Source organism: Paenibacillus sp. tmac-D7, assembly GCF_006519665.1.
GTDB lineage: Bacteria > Bacillota > Bacilli > Paenibacillales > NBRC-103111 > Paenibacillus_G > Paenibacillus_G validus.
In genome coordinates this window covers 1-16,568 of record NZ_VIDW01000071.1, presented here as the reverse complement: position 1 = coordinate 16,568, position 16,568 = coordinate 1, and the positions used below count along the sequence as shown (strand labels likewise).

Here is a 16,568-nt window from a genome sequence, read left to right as displayed (position 1 = left end):
GGTGCTGCACGCGAAAGTCATGATTATCGATGGCGAGATTGCCGAAGTGGGTTCTTCCAACTACGATCTCCGTAGTTACCGTTTAAACTACGAAGTGTGTGCAGTGCTGTATAATTCCGATGTGGCTCGGGTGCTTACGGAACAATTCGAACGGGATCTCACCGAGGCTACTCCATATCGTTTGGAAGATCATATGCATCGTACTTCTTCCGAGCGCATGCTTGATCAAGCAGCGCGTTTGTTATCTCCTTTGTTATAAATCTCAAAAATTACATGGAATTGAATCGAAGTCCAATTTACACATGTATATGGCGAAAGGGGAGAAGGCTTCCAACGAATACAAGTAATATCGGATTTGGGCAACAGTCTATGGTGCAAATATCACGCCCGGCATATAGTGTAGAAAAAAAGGAGCTGCATCATAGATGATCATGATGAAACCGATTGAAGTTGAAGGTCATCAGGTTATAAGTATCGAGGTCGCCCTGCCCAAAACAACACTTCTGGCCATCACAACCGATCACGGATATATCATGTGCGGAGCGCTTGATATTCGTTTGTTAAATGAGAAATTAAACGATCGCCGCATTGTGGCAGGACGCGCAACCGGGGTACGAACAATAGAGCAATTGCTGGATGCCCCACTCGATATGGTGACCACAGAGGCGGAATTACGCGGAATTTGCCCTGGGATGAAAGGAGCAGATGCGCTTTTAAAGATGGTAAACGAGGTTAGTTAATTTTAAGTCCACACTTAAGGAAAGTAGGGGAATTTTTTGTTAACGGGTCTGCATATTGTCTTCCTTGGAGGCGATGCCCGGCATCTTGAAATCATTCGGTCATTTACTGACCTGGATGCAAATGTTGCGGTAATCGGTTATGAAGATTTGCACGAACAACTTCATGAAGTTCAGCATTCCAAGCTTACGAGGGAGGTGCTTCGCAATGCTGACGTATTGATATTACCGGTTGTCGGTACAGACGACCATGGCAGAGTAGAGTCTTCATTTTCATCTGAAACGTTATTGCTGAACAAGGAATATATGTCTTGCTTGCCGAAACACGCAAAAGTCTGTACTGGCATAGCCAAGTCTTACTTGAGGAACCTTTGCGCGGAACTAGAGATCGATCTGATAGAATTATTTAGCAGGGACGATGTTGCCATATACAATTCCATTCCCACTGCGGAGGGCGCCTTAATGATGGCCATTCAACATACGGAAATTACCATACATGGTTCGCGTTGTATGGTGCTGGGTTTGGGGAGAATCGGTCTTACGTTAGCCAGTATGCTTCAGCGCCTGGGTGCACACGTCAAAGCGGGGGTGCAGAAACCGGAGCAGTTTGCACGTGCATGGGAGATGGGGATTGAGCCGTTTTATACGAAAGATTTGTACGATGAAGGCGTAAATGTGGATATTATTTTTAACACGATTCCGGAGCAAATCCTTACTTCTCGTGTGTTGACCCGTATTCCGCATCACGCTATTATTATTGATTTGGCTTCCAAACCAGGTGGAACCGATTTTCGTTTTGCCGAAAAACGTGGAATCAAGGCCTTGTTGGCACCAAGTTTACCGGGATTGGTCGCGCCAAGAACGGCTGGACGTATATTGGCGAGAACGTTATGTCAATTGATCCAGGACGAACGGAGTCAAGATCGTGAGCAAATGGATTCACTTGCTTTTTCTTCCGGGTTATGAGATCGCGAACGCTGTAAAACGAATTATTTAGAGAGGCGTCATTACTTGTTTATACTTCATCAGAGAGGCCGGCAAAAGCCGGCCTCCGTCTATTTCCGTAAGAATCGGATAATGAAGCGCGTGGTGGATCGGCTCTTTCGTAGATCAGAAGTCGGTTTCCAAGGCCAGAGTTCGAGGAACCTCCAAGTTAAGCTGGTCTCAATAACCCCCGCAGAAGAATTCTCTGAACACTCGGCATTACAATCGATCGTAGGGCAAGTATTGCAGGATAAAAAGAATTACTCGGGAATACTCGTGCAAGCGAGGTTAGATGGCAAAGTGCGATCCATGAATGATCACCGGGACGAGACAAATAGGCTACCAGAAAAAGTAAGTCAGGCAGCCTATTTGCTCTAAATACAAGGAGGGGACTGTACCCCACCATTAGTATATATACCGTGGAGGTTGTATAAGTACAATTATCGAGTTGGAACGAGGTCCGATCAGTGCTGATAGATAAAAATTCTTCGAGGTAAACTTTATCAAATATCGTCCAAAATATGATAAATAAGGTATATTTTTATTATACCTGACCGGCTTTCGGTTGGCTGTACGGGTCGCCTAGACGGGTCAGCGCCAATTGGACGGCTTCACTGCCCAGTTTTGCCTTCAGGCAAATGCTATTGAACCAATTCCAGCTACCACGTCGTCAAGTCACTAACCATATCCTTGCCAAGTATTGCAAGCATCTGCGGGCGGAACTCTGCGGACAGCAATTCCTTCATCAAATCCATTTGTTCGTTTGTAAAATGGTATGCCTCTGCTTGTTGCTCCGCTTTTCTGCCATTCACGGTAATATGTAAAATGCGCTCATAGCTTGTCGTCGTCTCTTCGCTGGAGCTTCCGTCCTCATGCTGCACCGTAACTGTTTCCGTATGTTCAATCGTTTCAACATGGGATTCCAACTGATTCATCTCCCAGAACACCCTCATGGAGGATACCGATTCTTGTTGAATCAAGCGTAACTACATCCATTCCGTTTTCTGTATCCATGACCGTCTTCACCGCAAATACGGCTATAATGTCCGCCCAATTATCGATTCGCGTGTTATCTGCACTATCAGTATAATGGATCTCCAATCGGTCTACGTTTCCAGCGGATTTCTGTATTTCTTCCAGCTTTGCCTCAAATTCAGCGTCCATCTCTTGAACGATTTGAGAAAGCGGCTTTACATCAGCATCCGTATTTTCGCCGGATACGAAAATACCAAATGGAGAGGAAATAACGGCGGCTATCGCCATTACTATGCACAGCAATACGATCACTGAACTACTGATCCCCAAAAGCGCCGCCAATCCTTTGACAAGCATCGCGGCGGCTCTTACAACCATTTTAATAATGCGAAGATTCAGTCTCGCGGCAGCTTGTGCCCTTTGAAGAGTGCGGCGGGTTGCCATCGCCATTTGCGCAGCCGGCTTGGCTGTCTCGACGGCGTTCATTTTCAGTTCCGCGCGATCAACCTTTTGAGCCTGTCCTAGCCGCTGCCCCGTTTTAATATATGGAGACAATATTTTGTATGTTCGTTCTTTCCTCTTGATCGTTTGACCTGCAATTTCAGACACGAGCGCATTTCGACGAGGCGCACGTACATTTGCTGTATGCGATGGCGCATCGGCGCGCGTCTTTTTCCCGGCTGGTTTAACTACTTGTTTCGGAGCCGGGCTGGGAATCCTGTCTTTGCGAGAACGATGCGAAAGCCGGGCATTGGCCCGGCTCCGTATGAAGCGTTGTTTTCCTGATTGTTGATCTGAACGCAAGAGATATCTGCCATCAATCGGCTTACGAAGACGAAGCCTGCGAGCTTGACGTGATGTAGGCGTAACCGAAGGCTCAGGCTTCGTTTCAACGGGTTTGTTTCCTGGGACAGTATTTCCATTCGGTAATGTCTGCTTTTTAAGAATGTGTCGAATCAATCTGCTGCTGACACGCATGCTCATTCCCATTTGAGTTCGCACCATTTTCTTCACGGTCGATTCGGAGCGGTGCTGTGCATATGCTGCGGGAGTTTGACCATGCGCTTTGTCATGTTCTGTCTGCCGCTCAACGCGAAGCCTTAAACGATTCACGCGCTTCATCGCTTTGGGGAGCTTGTCCAACTGTTTGATGTCCCTTACCACAGTTCTCATTTTGATTTTCTTCATTATCCGATTCCACTCCCGTCACAAGCGGCCATTTAGCGAATTTGCTCCGTCCGCCGTTTGAAAATCTGATCATGACTGCGGCAAAATTCCGGATACCGAAGGTAGATCGCTTCATAAAAATAAGGGGCGTAACCGCATGCAAACAACTCGTTAGGAGCGGAATAGCGTTCCGCGCCTTCTTCCGTCCAGCCGTTCCACAGATTAAAGGCAAGTCGGCTCACGCGAATGGAACTGCTCGTTTGCCAAGAGGCCGCGAGCCCTTCGGGCTTAATGCCTCCATGAGAAAAATCGAACAAATCGCGGATATGCTTGCGGGTTTCTTGGGAAATTCCAAGCGTATAGAAAAGTGCCCGGTGGTAGCTGTCGCTGTTTTTCCTTTCATTCAACATCTGATAGTAAAAGCCTTCGTGCTCTGCATCGTAATATCGACCAGGATTCATCCTTACATGCCTCCCTCATGAAAAATGAGCGGCTGGCAACAACCAAACCAGCCGCCGTCGTAACAAGTTCCTCTACCTATCAGTTCACTTTAGCAGCAAAATCGGACCCTCGAACGAACCGAGATTCACATATTTTTGAGAATGCGCTCCATTTGCTTCAAGCCACGCTCAATCGACTTGCGAACCGCCCGCTCATTAACCTGCTCTGCCTCGGCAATCGCCACTTTGCTCATGCCCAAGAAGAAGTGGGCATAGATGCGCCTAAACGATTTTTCCGGCAACTCACACATGGCTGCATAAAGCTGTTGATTTGTAAGCTTACGCTCGTAATTTTCTTCCGGGGAAATCGAAAAGAAAAGCGCATCATGCTCGATCCCGTCGTTCCGATCCAACGAGTAGTACGCCCGATGGCGATACGTGCGCAGTCTATATGCGTTATCCTTCAAATCAAAACGGCGGATTTCCTGCGCCACTTCTTCATCGAGATCGACCCACACGTCCGTTTTCAAAAAGGGATACATGTCCCGTAAATTCATTCGTTTCATTCTCGTCCCTCCGTTTTGGTTTGTTGGCAAACCAAAACAGAGGGAGGAGAGCGGCAGCCGACGCTACTTAACAAACGCTGGCGTATAGCTTTATGAAATGCAAAAAAGACTTTGCCGCAGCGCAAACCAGCGCTCAATCGCGGCAAAGTCCCAAAGTGAATTACATTGATTGATTCGTAGACAAACCCGTAGACAGCTCATCAAAAGCTTGCATTCGGCTATTGCATGCGACAAAGGATACTGCATACCAATGCCCCTCCTCACATGGCAACACCATCTCGTGAGGAAAAGTCTACTTGTCTGGTTGTCGGTGTTGTCATTCGTTGGTTAGTTGTTAGCTCAAATCAAGCGCTCCTTTGCTTTCGGGTTTTGCTGTGTTCATCTTTTCGCCACTTGAAGCGTCCATGACCACAAATTCCATATTCGTTGAATTAGAAGCTCTTCATCGTTCTCAAAACTCATCCCCGGTGAACGACAAAAAGGACACCGCCTATATCGGCAGTGTCCAATTGCTGTCGATAGGGCAACCCGGCGATCATCGCATTAATATGCATTAGACCCGTGGCTTTGCGTCCCTGTCTTTCGAGCAGGTTTGCCATTTTTCCTAATTGTTCGACTGCATCTGTCTACTTCTACTCCTTTTAAGTCGCAACGTCTACAGTATGTTACCTATCGTTGCTATCACTGCTCTGAAATATCGCTCTTTAATCCCCCCCTTTGTCGAACAATTGCAAAATTCTAGATGCTACATTGCATACAATTCGACACATAGTGCCGATTTCCCTCTATTTCCCATGATTTCCACGGGAGAAAGTACCCAAATACCGACTCGTGGTTTAGTCTTAAAAGCGGTAAGTAACAACCTTATTATGAAGACCCTAGTTCACCGATCCCGGTAAATAAGGACTAGGCGAAAAACAAATATCGTCATGGAATTTTTGACCTGAATCACATCAGGTCTTTCAAAAGGGAATTTTGTTAATTATTTCGAAACGCAAGCCCGCGGCTACATTTACTATTGCTCCCCAAGCTTCGTCGTCATTAGCCGATACAGCTTCGTGTTACGCGGGAACTTGTCGGTGAACGGCACGAGGGAGCTACCCACCTTCATCAACCCGTTACCGGCATCGACGTTCGTGATGTAGGAAAGCTGCAAGTCCGAAATGTTCAATAGCTCCGCAAGCTCCATCCGGTCGGTGCTGGCCTGATTCAGCATGACGATGAACTCGCTGTTCGCCAGCATTGTGCGGGCGGTGTGGCTTTGCAGCAGATCGTCAACGTTCTGCGTAATGCCCGTACAAAAAGCGCCATACTTTCGGACGCGCTTCCAGAGCGTGAACAGAAAGTTGGCGCTATATTCGTGCTGGAACAGCAGATAGATTTCGTCGATGAAGATGAAGGTATTCTTGCCCCTCGCCCGATTTTGCGTAATCCGGTTCAGGATGTTATCCAGTACGACCAGCATGCCGATGGGCAGCAGTTGTTTGCCCAAGTCGAGAATGTCGTAGCAGATCAGTCGGTTATGAACATTGACGTTGGTTAGCTGAGCGAACGTATTCAGACTGCCGGATGTGAACAGTTCAATCGCCAGCGCGATTTCGTGCGCTTCCGGCTCCGCTTGTTTGAGCATTTCCGCGCGGAAGTCCTGCAATGTCGGCGGCTCGCCTTTGTAGTTGCTCTGCAAATATTTGCGGTACACGCTGGCGGTGCAGCGGTCGATGAGCGATTTTTCTTTCGCGCCAAGCTGATGTCCGCCGATCAACTGCTCGCATAGCGAGAGGACGAATTCCGACTTCAAAATAATCGGATTCGCGCCGTCGCCGTAGTCGCAGTTCATGTCCATCGCATTGATATGATTAGGCGACGTGGCAGAGATGTGAATCGTCTCGCCGCCCAGCGCGTTCACCAACGCGGAATATTCGCGTTCCGGATCGATCAGAATGATGTCGTCGTCGCTCGCCAGTATCTGGTTGACGATTTCCCGTTTGGCGGTGAAGCTTTTGCCGGAACCGGATACGCCGAGAATGAAGCTATTGCCGTTCAGCAGTTGCTTGCGATTGGCGACGATCATGTTTTTGCTAATAACGTTTTGACCATAGTAAATGCCGCCCGGTTGCATGATTTCCTGCGCTCGGAACGGGATGAACACAGCCGTGCTTTCGGTTGTGAGCGTCCGCAAAGCATGCACTTTCCGCAAACCATAAGGCAGTGCGGTGTTCAGCCCATCCATTTGCTGGTACGTCAGCGTGGCTAACTGGCACAAATGCTTGCGGGCGGTGGTCAATAGAGCCTCCGTATCACTATCCAGTTGTTCTTTGCTTTCGGCGACATGCACCATTGTGAGCAATCCAAACATCATCCGCTGGTCGCGGGTAGTCAGGTCGCTTAGGAACTCCTTACTCTCCTTGCGCTGCTGCTCCATGTCGTAAGGAACGACGGCGGAGAAATTGTTGTTGCGATTTTGTCGCCGCTGCCAATTCGTAATGTTCGTCTCCACGCCGAGCAGCCGGTTTTCCACCTCGCGGACGGCTTCGTCGGTCGGAATCGGGATGACATCGAGCGAGAGCAGCAAGTTGCGGTTCAAGTCGCAAAGCTCCGCCACCATGCTGTCCTTGATGTAGCTCGCGTATTCCCGCAAGAAGATGACGCGCCCATAATAGTTCCCCATCCGGAAATGATCGCTCGCAAACTCGAACGTGTCCGGGCAAATGTAGTCTTTGAAGTGATGCCCTTTGCGCATCGTTTCCAGCAGATCAAATCGAAAATTCGCTTCCTCGCTAATCCTAAAAAAGTCATGGAGAATGCGCAGGCGGTCAGTGGCATCGAGTTCTGTACATTTGGAGCCAAGACGAGAGAAGTGCGCCATCAACTCTGTGCCGACCCTTGCGAAATAATTGCGGGCTTCGTCCACGTTCTTTTTCACGACGGAAATGGTGATGTATTTCTCCTGAATCGTGCCGTTCGCGCCCGTCGCTTTGCCAAGCAACATATCGTTATATTCCCGCCGATACATATCCAACTCGTCCTCGCGAAGCGGAATGAGAATGGAGCTTTCCACGTCCGCCTGATTGAGCCTCCGATTATGAATCGTGATCTTCGTTGTTGCGCCGCTGTCGAACGAATTGAGCAGATCGGAGTAGGAGAGGAACATGGTTTCCTTGTCTTCCTTGGACGCAACGGCGTAGTTGATGTCCTCGAATCGAAACGACTTGGAAAATTTGTTGCCGACAGCAAAAATCCCGTCCGGCCAAATGGCGCGGATCGGGATCGCTTGTTGAACGCTTTTCGGGATGACGAACGGTTCCTTGTCCTGCTTGATCGTGCGCCTGAGCGTCTTAATCATTGCGCTTCATCCTTTCTTGCCCGCGCTGGTGGATACCGCTTCGAAGCGCTTCGTAATAGATGTTCGTCGAGCGGAAGACCAAGCGTCTTGGCATAAGGAATTCCGATTTTACATACGCCCACAGCAGTTGCTCAGCGGTCATGCCGTGGTACTTGATGAAACCGAGCGCGGCGCAGGGCGCTGCCCCCAAAATGCACATCCAACTGAGCGTTTCCAATCCGAAGTGACTGCGCAGTCCAAAATAAAGCCCAATTGCCGCGACGACCGCCAACGCAGAAAAAAAGAACTGCCGCAAGGACAGTCCAAAGTACAAGCTTTCCGTATAATCCCGGATTTCCCGGTTGATTTTCACTTCCACTTTCATCCCTCCTGGATGAGCAATCTACGCCTCAGGATCGTTTCGATCAGATTCAACCGGTGTTTCATCATCAAACAAAACAGAAGGACTCAATAAGGCCACGGCAAGCTGTATGCCATCCTTCATCCCTTGCAAGTATAACCATTCATTCATAATCGCTTGCTTAAAATGGTGTTTGTCCTCCCATTCTGCAAACTCAGGCATGCGCCCAATGTCCATGCCTGCAAACAAGACTTGGAATGCCTTGCTTTCTTCAGCACGAATACGATTCAATTCAGGGTTATATTCGATTCGAGCAGAAACATCATCCAATCGGCCTTGTATGGCTTGCCGAAACCACGGTGGAAAATCCATGACCACGCCTCCCCCCAACCAAGCTCTAACGATGCTCAGACTCCCACTTAACCGCCCTGTGACGATAAAAATGGATAATCAATTCGTCAACCTTCCGGCTTTGGGCCTGAACGGCTTCATTTTCTCCAAGCGGGATTCCTTGCTCAAGCGATTTTTGTCCCAGTTCATTCAGCCTTTGCTTTTCTGCCTCAAAGTGTCGCAGTAGCTCCTTCATTTGCTATCCCCTGTCTCCTCTCATAAGAGCCTCCTGACTGTACTGGATCAATTGATCGCATTTTTAATGCGAAAATCGGTTTATTTCATTTTAATGCGATATTCGCATTAAAACAATGCTGTCCTCGCATACAATTTGGATTAAATGAGAGGTGACAGCGAATGAAGCACCGAAAGGAGCCGCCGGGTGACAAAAATATTATTGGCACACGAGTTGTCGCAATCCGAAAGGCCAAGCGAATGAAGCAGAAAGAATTTCTCGCCAGATTGCAAACGGCGGGACTCGACATCAGTCCCACCAGCCTTTCGCGTCTGGAAGGTCAGTACCGGCTTGTTCAGGATTATGAGGTCGTGGCGATTGCTAAAGCGCTGGATGTTTCCGTCCGGGAATTGCTGGGCGAAACGCCGGAGTGATCATACTTTTAATACTATCATTTACAGCCCCATCATTTCCCGCACGACACGATCCGCCATCTTCACCGTGCCGACGAGAACGAGCATATTAAAAATCAACTCCCCGATATACGTCCACACCATCGTAACCGCGCCCGCGCTTTCATCAACTGCCGGGGGAGCGGCGGCAAAGGCAGAGTAAATGATACAGGCGAGTACGATCACCGCCCCTTCCAAGCAAGCCGCCGCATACCCTTTCAGAAACGACTTGCCAATGCTTTGACTCGGCTCCCCTGCAAAGCTGGACAGCGGAACAGGGGCGAGCGCCGTATACAAATAGATGCGGAAGAAGCGCCCATACACCGAGAGAATCATGACAAACGACAGTACCGTAATAAACAGACTTCCGAGCAGCGTCACAACCCACAGCGGAATGCTTTGCCAGAAGCCAACATCCTCAATCGCTTTGGCAATCTCGCTTGGCAGGTTCAACGCTTCTGTATTCCCGAAGCCGGAGCGGCGCATCATCGTGGAAATGATGCCCTGTACGATGCTGAATAGCACCATCATCAATTCCAGTCCGTAGGTGACGACCGCTTTGGCCAGCACGAAGCGAATGAACAGCTTGACCGCCAGTTCGGGCCGTTTTAATTCGGCGATATTCCCCGCTGTCCGCACGACGCCGATTACGAAGAACAGCACGAGCAGCGCCAGTCCCGTCGCCTGCAACGCGCCATGAATGTCGGTGATGACGCGCCAGATCCCGCCGCCTTTGAAGTCTGCCGGAGACTGCGTGACGAGTTGCCAAACTTCATGCATTTTCTCATCCCACGTATCCAGCGCATTTTCGAGGTTGTCATTAATCCAACTGTTTTTCGCCACAGGCTCACCTCATTTCGCAAAAAAAGGGGAATAGACAGCGGCGCCGTCAATCCCCACCTGGTTGTGTTCTGTCTGAACGCCGTTCATTCGCTAAACGGGTCGCACAGAGGATAGAGCGAGTTTATCCCGCAATCAGCGTCAAAATCTCTTTCGTAAACGTGATGATTACCCCGCCCGCCAGCGTCAGAAAACCGTTCGCCCGCTGAGAAGGGTCGTGCGACTTGAGCGACAAGCCGATCTGGACGATACCGAAGCCGAGAATAATCATGCCGATGGCGCGGATCAGACCGAAAATGAACGTGGACAAGTTGTTGACCGTCGTCATCGGGTCGCCTTCGGCGTAAACAGTGGAGACGAAGACGGTTCCCATCAATACGAGCACCATGTACAGCGCGAACAGCTTTTTCAGGTTGCGTTTCAAAGTCATCATTCCTTCCGCAAAAGTTGTTGTTCCAGTTCTTCCTCCGATAGCAGCTCGTACTCTCCGTTTTCATGCAAGGTGACCGCTCGCCAGTCGATGGCGTGTTCCGTCCCGCCATGCTGATAAGGCTGCTCGCTGCCGTCGGTCGTGAGCGCCACATGCGGATGCCGGAGCAGTTTGTACTTGTCGTCCTGCACCGGGCGCTCGCCGCGAATAAAAAGTAGAGCATAGCGGTTGTCAAGCAGCCGCACTTCATCCGGCGTAAGCAATTCGCGGCCAGATTGCTGGTAATTGATCGAGTAGCTGCCGCTGCGCCCCTTGCTTTGACCGTAAGTGTTCGTGTCAATCGTTTCTTTGCCGAGAAGTTCGGAGACGTATTTGTGCGTGGATTGCTCATTGCCGCCGAGATACAGAAACGTGTCGCAGTTGCCGACAATCGATTCCCATTCATCCTTGTACAGCGCTTTGAGCTGTGCCAGATTTTGCAGGATGATCGAGACGGAAATTTCGCGGCTGCGCATTGTCGAGAGTAGCTTGTCAAACTCTGATGGCAATGCACAGTTGGCGAACTCATCCATGACGAAGTGGACATGCACCGGCAGCCGTCCGCCATGCCGATAATCCGCCTCGTACATCAGACACTGGAAAAGCTGTGTGTACAGCATGCCGACGATGAAATTGAAGCTGCTGTCGTTGTCGGGAATGACGGCAAACAGCGCCGTTTTCTTTTCGCCCATTGAAGACAACGCCATCTCATCAACCAGGCTCATTCCCGCGATGGTGTGCAAATTGAACTTCTCCAGCCGCACGCCGAGACCGATCAAGATCGACTTGGCTGTTTTGCCCGCCGCGAGCTTGAAAATGTTGTACTGCTTCACCGCCAAATGCTCCGGGTCTCGCATCGCCAGCCGCTCAAACAACTCATCGAGCGGGCTTTGGTACGTTTCATCTTCTTCGCGCACTTCGGCGGCGGCGATCATCTCCATCACCATCGGGAAGTTTTGCTCCTCCGGCGGCGCTTCGTAGAGCAAATACAAGATGAGCGCTTCGAGCAGCGCCGTTTCAGAACGTTCCCAGAATGGGTCGTTCGTGTTGCTGCCTTTGGGCGTGGTATTGCGAATCAGATTCGTGACGAGCTTCAGCACGTCTTTGTCGTCCTGCAAATAGGCAAACGAGTTATAGCCGTGGGAACGATGCGGATTGATCAAGTCCAGCACCTTGATGTCGTAGCCTTTGGCTCTGAGCAGGTGTCCCGTATCGCGTAAAATTTCGCCTTTCGGATCAAGGACGACAAACGACGTGTGCGCTTGCATGACGTTTGGCTTGGCATAAAAGCGCGTTTTGCCCGCGCCAGAACCGCCGACGACAAGTACATTGAGGTTTCGTCGATGCTTGCGCCCGTCGAGACCGATGCGGACGTGGTCGGTCAAAATTTTGTTTTGCTCCGGCGGCTTGCTCTGATATTTGGCGTTGATCTGCTTCGCTCGCCCCCAGCGGGCGCTGCCATGCTCCTCCCGACGGCGATAATTGCGCGGGGAGGAGAGATAGATGCCGACACCGAGCGCATAAGCAAGCGTGAAGATGAACAGACATCGCGGCGTATCGCTCACCCAACGAATATGAAATGGTTGATGGATCGCCAAGCTAAGATGCTGGAGCATCGCCGGGAGCCCGCCGGACAGGGCGGGCGCGGTCAGCAGCGCCACCCATACGACGAAAACGAAAAAAACCGCAAAGAGCAGCCAATCGCTCCTTGCGGTTTCAACGCGCCTCATGATGTCCTCGGCGTTTACGGTTATTGTACGGTGCAGCAATCGCTTTGAGCAGCAAATCGTCTACGGCATCGGTGGGACGCTGCTCGCCGATCAGATCATTCCGCAGCATATTGAGCGCGCGTACCACGATGCCGTGCTCATAGTGATCCAGGCAGAGAATCCGTTCTTCTTGCATAGGCACTCCCCCCGTAAAGATGATTTGGCGGACTTCTGTTGGCGTTCCTACCTTGCCTTGTCCGTCCGATTCGGTTGCCGCTGTTGTTGCTGCACCAGCATCCGATTCATTCGGCGAGCGATCTCATGCGTGGCATCCTTCATCGCCGTCAGCTCTGCGCGAACCTGCTGCGGTTCTTTGTCCTTCAGCTTTTCCGGGGCACGTTGAAAACGGAAGGACGATGCTTCGACGCCAAACTTCTTGCACAGCATGTACGACGCACAGTACGCATGAAAGGCGTAAGCGGAGCGGCTGTAACGGTTATCGCCGCGTTCAAGTTCTGCATGAGCTAGCTCATGCGCGAGCGAACGGAAAATATCCCCGGCCTCCATGCCGCGACGGATGACAATGCTGCGCGTATCCGGCTGATAGAGCGCCTGCACGTCCGACGGAAGCGTATCGCTCATCGCAATCGGAACGGGGGAGCGATCCATGAGCGCCTTGATGCGCGTTCGCTCATCCCACGGCTGCGGTTGCTCCCGCTTAGGACTGGCGGTCGTCTGGGCGATGTCGAACATCTTTTTCGGATTGTAGCTGATGCCTTTCGTGCCGTCTTCACGCTCATATTCCTCTCCAGGCTCCAGGATGTAAAAGCCCGTTTCCTTTCGCCGAATGTACACGCCTTGCTCCTTCCATGTGTCGAAGTCGGCAATGCGCGTCGCTTCCGGTCGCTGGACGAGAATGAGCAGCGCATTGGAGACGCTGTAACGGTCAAAACGGCTTTGCACGTCCAAATATTGCCGGAACTGCTCGCCGTTTTGCGCGATGCCTGTCGTGGCAGCATCAATCGTGTCATACGTCCATTGTCTGAGCTCCTGCTTCCTCTGCGCCCACGCTTCCTTATCGAACGGCTGCTCGGAGGCGTTCGCGATGGAGCGGTCGGATGCCTCCTGCCGGAACAGATCGTCGAAGCTGCTCATTTGGCTTTACCTCGCTTTCCCGCAGATTTCGGCTTGTTCGTCTTCGTCCGGCTTGTCTTCACTTGCGCCGCCTTCGTGCTTTCAGCTTGGCGCTCGCTCCGTTTCGGCAACGATGGCTCCCTGTCTGGCTGACGGCGTTCCTTTTCCGCTTTGCGGTTTTCTTCCCGAAGCTCGCGGAGCAGTGCGCGAATCGACTGCCGCTGTGGCGCTGCCTGCTGCCCGGCTTCAGTCGTAGTACCCCTTGCGGATGCCGCGCTGCGCTCTGAGATAGGCTCGGACGGATGGGGCCGCTCCATCGTCGCCGTCTTGGGGTTTGCGCTGTCGCTCGCCTTGGACGATGGGCGCGTCGGTTCGTCCGGCTGCGGCGCGCTTTGCGTCTGTTCGGGATGCCGCTCGGTTTGCGCCGCTTCGGGACTGCCCATCAGCTCGTCCAAAAAATCGTCCACGCTCCTTTCCGACGAAGCACCTTCGCCCGTCGCGCCTTGCTCCGACTTCTGCCCCGATTCGGGTTGTTGCGGTTGTTCCGCCGCTTGTTCGTCAACCTGTTTCTTGGCGCGTGTTTTTTCAATCTCACTCTTGATGCTCGCCGTATCGACCGTCGCCAGCTTGAAGCGCTCAACGATGCGGTTGATTTTCGATGCGTCCTCGGCTCGCACCATCACGTCGCACAAACCGTCTACATTCTTTTTGTCCCGCAGCGCGCAATACAGGACTCCATACCGCTTCGCTTCCTTGCAGAAGGTGGAGAGATCTTCATTTTTGACCGCGAATACCTTCAGTTCCTTGCCGCTACGGAGCAAGCTTTCCAATCGAATGCTGCCCTTCGTCCGCTTCTGTCCTTGCAGTGCGGCAAACAAATAAACCGCCAAATGCTTAGCGCCTTCGCCGGAAATCTTGGCCATCACCTCGATGCCCCGCAGGCTCATGCTCACCACCTGATCGGCCGCTTCGGCTCCACTGCTCATGCCTGTCCATCTCCTTTCGTGAATGCTTCTCCTGTAGCTCGCTCGCTTGAAGCTTCGTCCTCATTTCATCGGATCGGGCAAGAATGCCCTCACACAGCCTCACCTCCTTTCGCAGTCGGGCAATCTGCTTCGACAACGCGGCAATATGCGCCTTGTAAGCTTCGATCTGAACGGCATCGTTCGCGCGGCGGATACGGTTGTAGAGCGTTTTGCGTTCGCCGCAAAGCTGGCTCATCTCTTGCTCCGCAACGGACGAAAACGCTAGAAGCTGCTCCTTGCTGGAAATACGGTGCTGACAAAGCAGCTTCGTCTGTGAGCTGATGGTCGCCATATGCCGCAAATCCTCCCGCAATAAAAAAGGCGTCCTTCGGGAGGACGCGCGTCGAGCGGGCAACAAGCCCATTTTGTATAGATAGCGAATGTACAACGCCTGCAACCCGCTGAAACGTCTGGTAGATTGGAGCGTTCCTTTATAAACGACACGTCTGCGTCGCGGCTTAGGTTCAGGCTGTGGGCGACGGGGGAGACGATTCCGCAAAATGCGTTGTTTCAGCGCTTCCTCGGTATAGTCGTCCCCAAGGCTGCGCAAACGAACAAAGCGCTCCTTGCCTGAAGGACGTACCGCGAGATGCTTGACGTTTGGCTTCACCTCGTAGCCTTGCTTCTGCAATGCCACGATAAATTGCGTCCACGTCATGGAACCCGCTAACGCCTGATCGACATCGGAGCGGATGAGTCCCCGCCATGTCGGTTTGTTTTCCTGATCGGCTTTCCATTCGCCATAGTGCTTGGCTTTACCCGGTTCTAGATGATCGATCACTGACAGCGCATGCTCTCGGCACAGCCGATCTGACGTTTGCCGAAGCAGGGCGTAGGACGCTTTGTTGTCGTAGTAGCGTTTGCCGTCCAGAAAAGAAACGGAGTTTAGCACAAAATGATTGTGCAAATGCTGCTTGTCCAAGTGGGTCGAGACGATCACCTCGAAGCGCTCTCCCCATAATTCCTGCGCCAGCTTCACGCCAATGGCATGCGCCATTTCCGGCGTCGCTTTACCCGGCGCGAATGCTTGGTACGCATGAAACGCCACAATGCCGTCCGTTTTCTGAAATTGCCGTTTCGTCCGTTGCATCTGCTCGTAGGCGGTCAGCGGGTCGCAGTTAATGCCGCTCACAAATAATTGCTTCTCCGTTTTGTCGCCGTCTCTCGCGTAAGCCAGCACTTGATGTAAGCTTTGCTGTTCCGCTCGATCTATTGCGGTTTTTTCGGGATTGGCGGCGTAATCGATAACGCGCTTCAATCGGTCGGCGACATCCCAAATCGCCGTCGTTGCCATGCGTCACACCTCCTTCGTCTACGGCGGATGCGCCTCGGGATTCGTGAAGTTCGGTTCGGCTATGCGTTCGGGTGAAGTTACTGCCTGCTGGATATGCTGTACCGCGCGGCGCAACTGATCGGCCACCTGCTGAAACGCCGCCCGATCCAGATGCCCTGTCGTATGCGCCTTCGCCGCCAGTTGATTGAGATTATTGCCGATAGCGTGAAGCTGACGCATCATCGCGAAATAATCCGGCGGCGGGAGGGGCTTGGGTACATAGCCATTGATGAGCGAACGAATATACGCCTCCTGCGATAGCCCCGATTTTTGGACTTGGCTGGCAAGGTGCGCGTGTTCTTTTTCATTCAACCGTACCAGAACCGAAATCGACCGCTTCCTCAACTTCGATCACCCCCTTCAAAAGTCGGCTTCATGAAACGAGTCGCCGACGCGATAAACAACCAATCTGAAACCCATTCGGTCACCGAAACGATAGCGTTGCGACGCGGGGTCTTAGGGGCAAAGCCCCTAACAAGCGAATTTGGC

The 16,568-nt window shown here is 51.7% G+C and carries 20 protein-coding genes and 1 riboswitch; of the genes, 4 read left to right on the top strand and 16 right to left on the bottom strand.

The window, feature by feature from the left end:
- The 3 genes from FKP33_RS25580 to dpsA form a co-directional block, all read left to right on the top strand.
- Positions 1-259: phospholipase D-like domain-containing protein (locus tag FKP33_RS25580; protein WP_258313556.1), on the top strand; the 259-nt coding region annotated here is incomplete at its 5' end.
- Positions 260-425: 166 nt separating this feature from the next.
- Positions 426-740: a YunC family protein gene (locus FKP33_RS25575; protein WP_021624005.1), complete on the top strand. Its 315-nt coding sequence runs from the start codon at positions 426-428 to the stop codon at positions 738-740.
- A gap of 36 nt (positions 741-776) precedes the next feature.
- The gene (gene dpsA / locus FKP33_RS25570) at positions 777-1,703 is read left to right on the top strand and encodes a dipicolinate synthase subunit DpsA (protein ID WP_141336695.1); all 927 of its coding nucleotides are present in this window, start codon (positions 777-779) and stop codon (positions 1,701-1,703) included.
- A 677-nt stretch (positions 1,704-2,380) separates the two neighbouring features.
- Here the strand turns inward: dpsA and FKP33_RS25560 are convergent.
- The 8 genes from FKP33_RS25560 to FKP33_RS25525 form a co-directional block, all read right to left on the bottom strand.
- Entirely contained in the window at positions 2,381-2,656 is a 276-nt protein-coding gene (locus FKP33_RS25560; protein ID WP_141336694.1) for a hypothetical protein, read from the bottom strand.
- The gene (locus FKP33_RS25555; RefSeq protein WP_141336693.1) at positions 2,631-3,884 is read right to left on the bottom strand and encodes a hypothetical protein; all 1,254 of its coding nucleotides are present in this window, start codon (positions 3,882-3,884) and stop codon (positions 2,631-2,633) included. Before FKP33_RS25555 ends, FKP33_RS25560 begins: the two co-directional genes overlap by 26 nt.
- A gap of 32 nt (positions 3,885-3,916) precedes the next feature.
- On the bottom strand, positions 3,917-4,324 hold the full coding sequence (locus FKP33_RS25550; protein WP_141336692.1) for a DUF6075 family protein: 408 nt from the start codon (positions 4,322-4,324) through the stop codon (positions 3,917-3,919).
- A 125-nt stretch (positions 4,325-4,449) separates the two neighbouring features.
- Complete coding sequence (locus FKP33_RS25545) at positions 4,450-4,869, bottom strand: RNA polymerase sigma factor (protein WP_029197850.1); 420 nt, start codon at positions 4,867-4,869, stop codon at positions 4,450-4,452.
- Between the two features lie 519 nt (positions 4,870-5,388).
- Positions 5,389-5,476: riboswitch (cyclic di-GMP riboswitch) on the bottom strand.
- 408 nt (positions 5,477-5,884) lie between these two features.
- Positions 5,885-8,212 (bottom strand): VirB4-like conjugal transfer ATPase, CD1110 family, encoded by a 2,328-nt coding sequence (locus FKP33_RS25540; RefSeq protein ID WP_141336691.1) that lies wholly within the window; start codon positions 8,210-8,212, stop codon positions 5,885-5,887.
- Positions 8,205-8,576, bottom strand: coding sequence for a PrgI family protein (locus FKP33_RS25535; protein ID WP_244933010.1), 372 nt, complete (start codon positions 8,574-8,576; stop codon positions 8,205-8,207). Before FKP33_RS25535 ends, FKP33_RS25540 begins: the two co-directional genes overlap by 8 nt.
- 18 nt (positions 8,577-8,594) lie before the next feature.
- Positions 8,595-8,924 (bottom strand): hypothetical protein, encoded by a 330-nt coding sequence (locus FKP33_RS25530; RefSeq protein ID WP_127609449.1) that lies wholly within the window; start codon positions 8,922-8,924, stop codon positions 8,595-8,597.
- 25 nt (positions 8,925-8,949) lie between these two features.
- Complete coding sequence (locus tag FKP33_RS25525; protein WP_127609447.1) at positions 8,950-9,138, bottom strand: aspartyl-phosphate phosphatase Spo0E family protein; 189 nt, start codon at positions 9,136-9,138, stop codon at positions 8,950-8,952.
- Between the two features lie 161 nt (positions 9,139-9,299).
- Here FKP33_RS25525 and FKP33_RS25520 point away from each other — a divergent pair, with 161 nt between their 5' ends.
- Positions 9,300-9,551 (top strand): helix-turn-helix domain-containing protein, encoded by a 252-nt coding sequence (locus FKP33_RS25520; protein ID WP_127609445.1) that lies wholly within the window; start codon positions 9,300-9,302, stop codon positions 9,549-9,551.
- 21 nt (positions 9,552-9,572) lie between these two features.
- On the opposite strand, the gene FKP33_RS25515 is transcribed toward FKP33_RS25520, so the two are convergent.
- From FKP33_RS25515 to FKP33_RS25480, 8 genes are all read right to left on the bottom strand, one after another.
- Entirely contained in the window at positions 9,573-10,412 is an 840-nt protein-coding gene (locus FKP33_RS25515; RefSeq protein ID WP_244933009.1) for a VirB6/TrbL-like conjugal transfer protein, CD1112 family, read from the bottom strand.
- Between the two features lie 121 nt (positions 10,413-10,533).
- A complete protein-coding gene (locus FKP33_RS25510) occupies positions 10,534-10,842 on the bottom strand; it encodes a glutamyl-tRNA amidotransferase (protein ID WP_218029654.1) in 309 nt (102 codons plus the stop codon).
- A complete protein-coding gene (locus FKP33_RS25505) occupies positions 10,839-12,608 on the bottom strand; it encodes a VirD4-like conjugal transfer protein, CD1115 family (protein WP_127609443.1) in 1,770 nt (589 codons plus the stop codon). Before FKP33_RS25505 ends, FKP33_RS25510 begins: the two co-directional genes overlap by 4 nt.
- On the bottom strand, positions 12,595-12,783 hold the full coding sequence (locus FKP33_RS25500; RefSeq protein ID WP_127609441.1) for a hypothetical protein: 189 nt from the start codon (positions 12,781-12,783) through the stop codon (positions 12,595-12,597). Before FKP33_RS25500 ends, FKP33_RS25505 begins: the two co-directional genes overlap by 14 nt.
- 47 nt (positions 12,784-12,830) lie before the next feature.
- Entirely contained in the window at positions 12,831-13,742 is a 912-nt protein-coding gene (locus FKP33_RS25495; protein ID WP_127609439.1) for a zincin-like metallopeptidase domain-containing protein, read from the bottom strand.
- The gene (locus FKP33_RS25490) at positions 13,739-14,707 is read right to left on the bottom strand and encodes a PcfB family protein (protein WP_127609437.1); all 969 of its coding nucleotides are present in this window, start codon (positions 14,705-14,707) and stop codon (positions 13,739-13,741) included. The genes FKP33_RS25495 and FKP33_RS25490 overlap by 4 nt, the downstream gene beginning before the upstream one ends.
- Entirely contained in the window at positions 14,616-16,040 is a 1,425-nt protein-coding gene (locus FKP33_RS25485) for a relaxase/mobilization nuclease domain-containing protein (RefSeq protein WP_141336690.1), read from the bottom strand. Before FKP33_RS25485 ends, FKP33_RS25490 begins: the two co-directional genes overlap by 92 nt.
- Positions 16,041-16,058: 18 nt before the next feature.
- Positions 16,059-16,424 carry a plasmid mobilization protein gene (locus tag FKP33_RS25480; protein ID WP_029197861.1) on the bottom strand — a complete coding sequence of 122 codons (366 nt, stop codon included), beginning with the start codon at positions 16,422-16,424 and terminating at the stop codon, positions 16,059-16,061.
- Positions 16,425-16,568 lie beyond the last annotated feature (144 nt).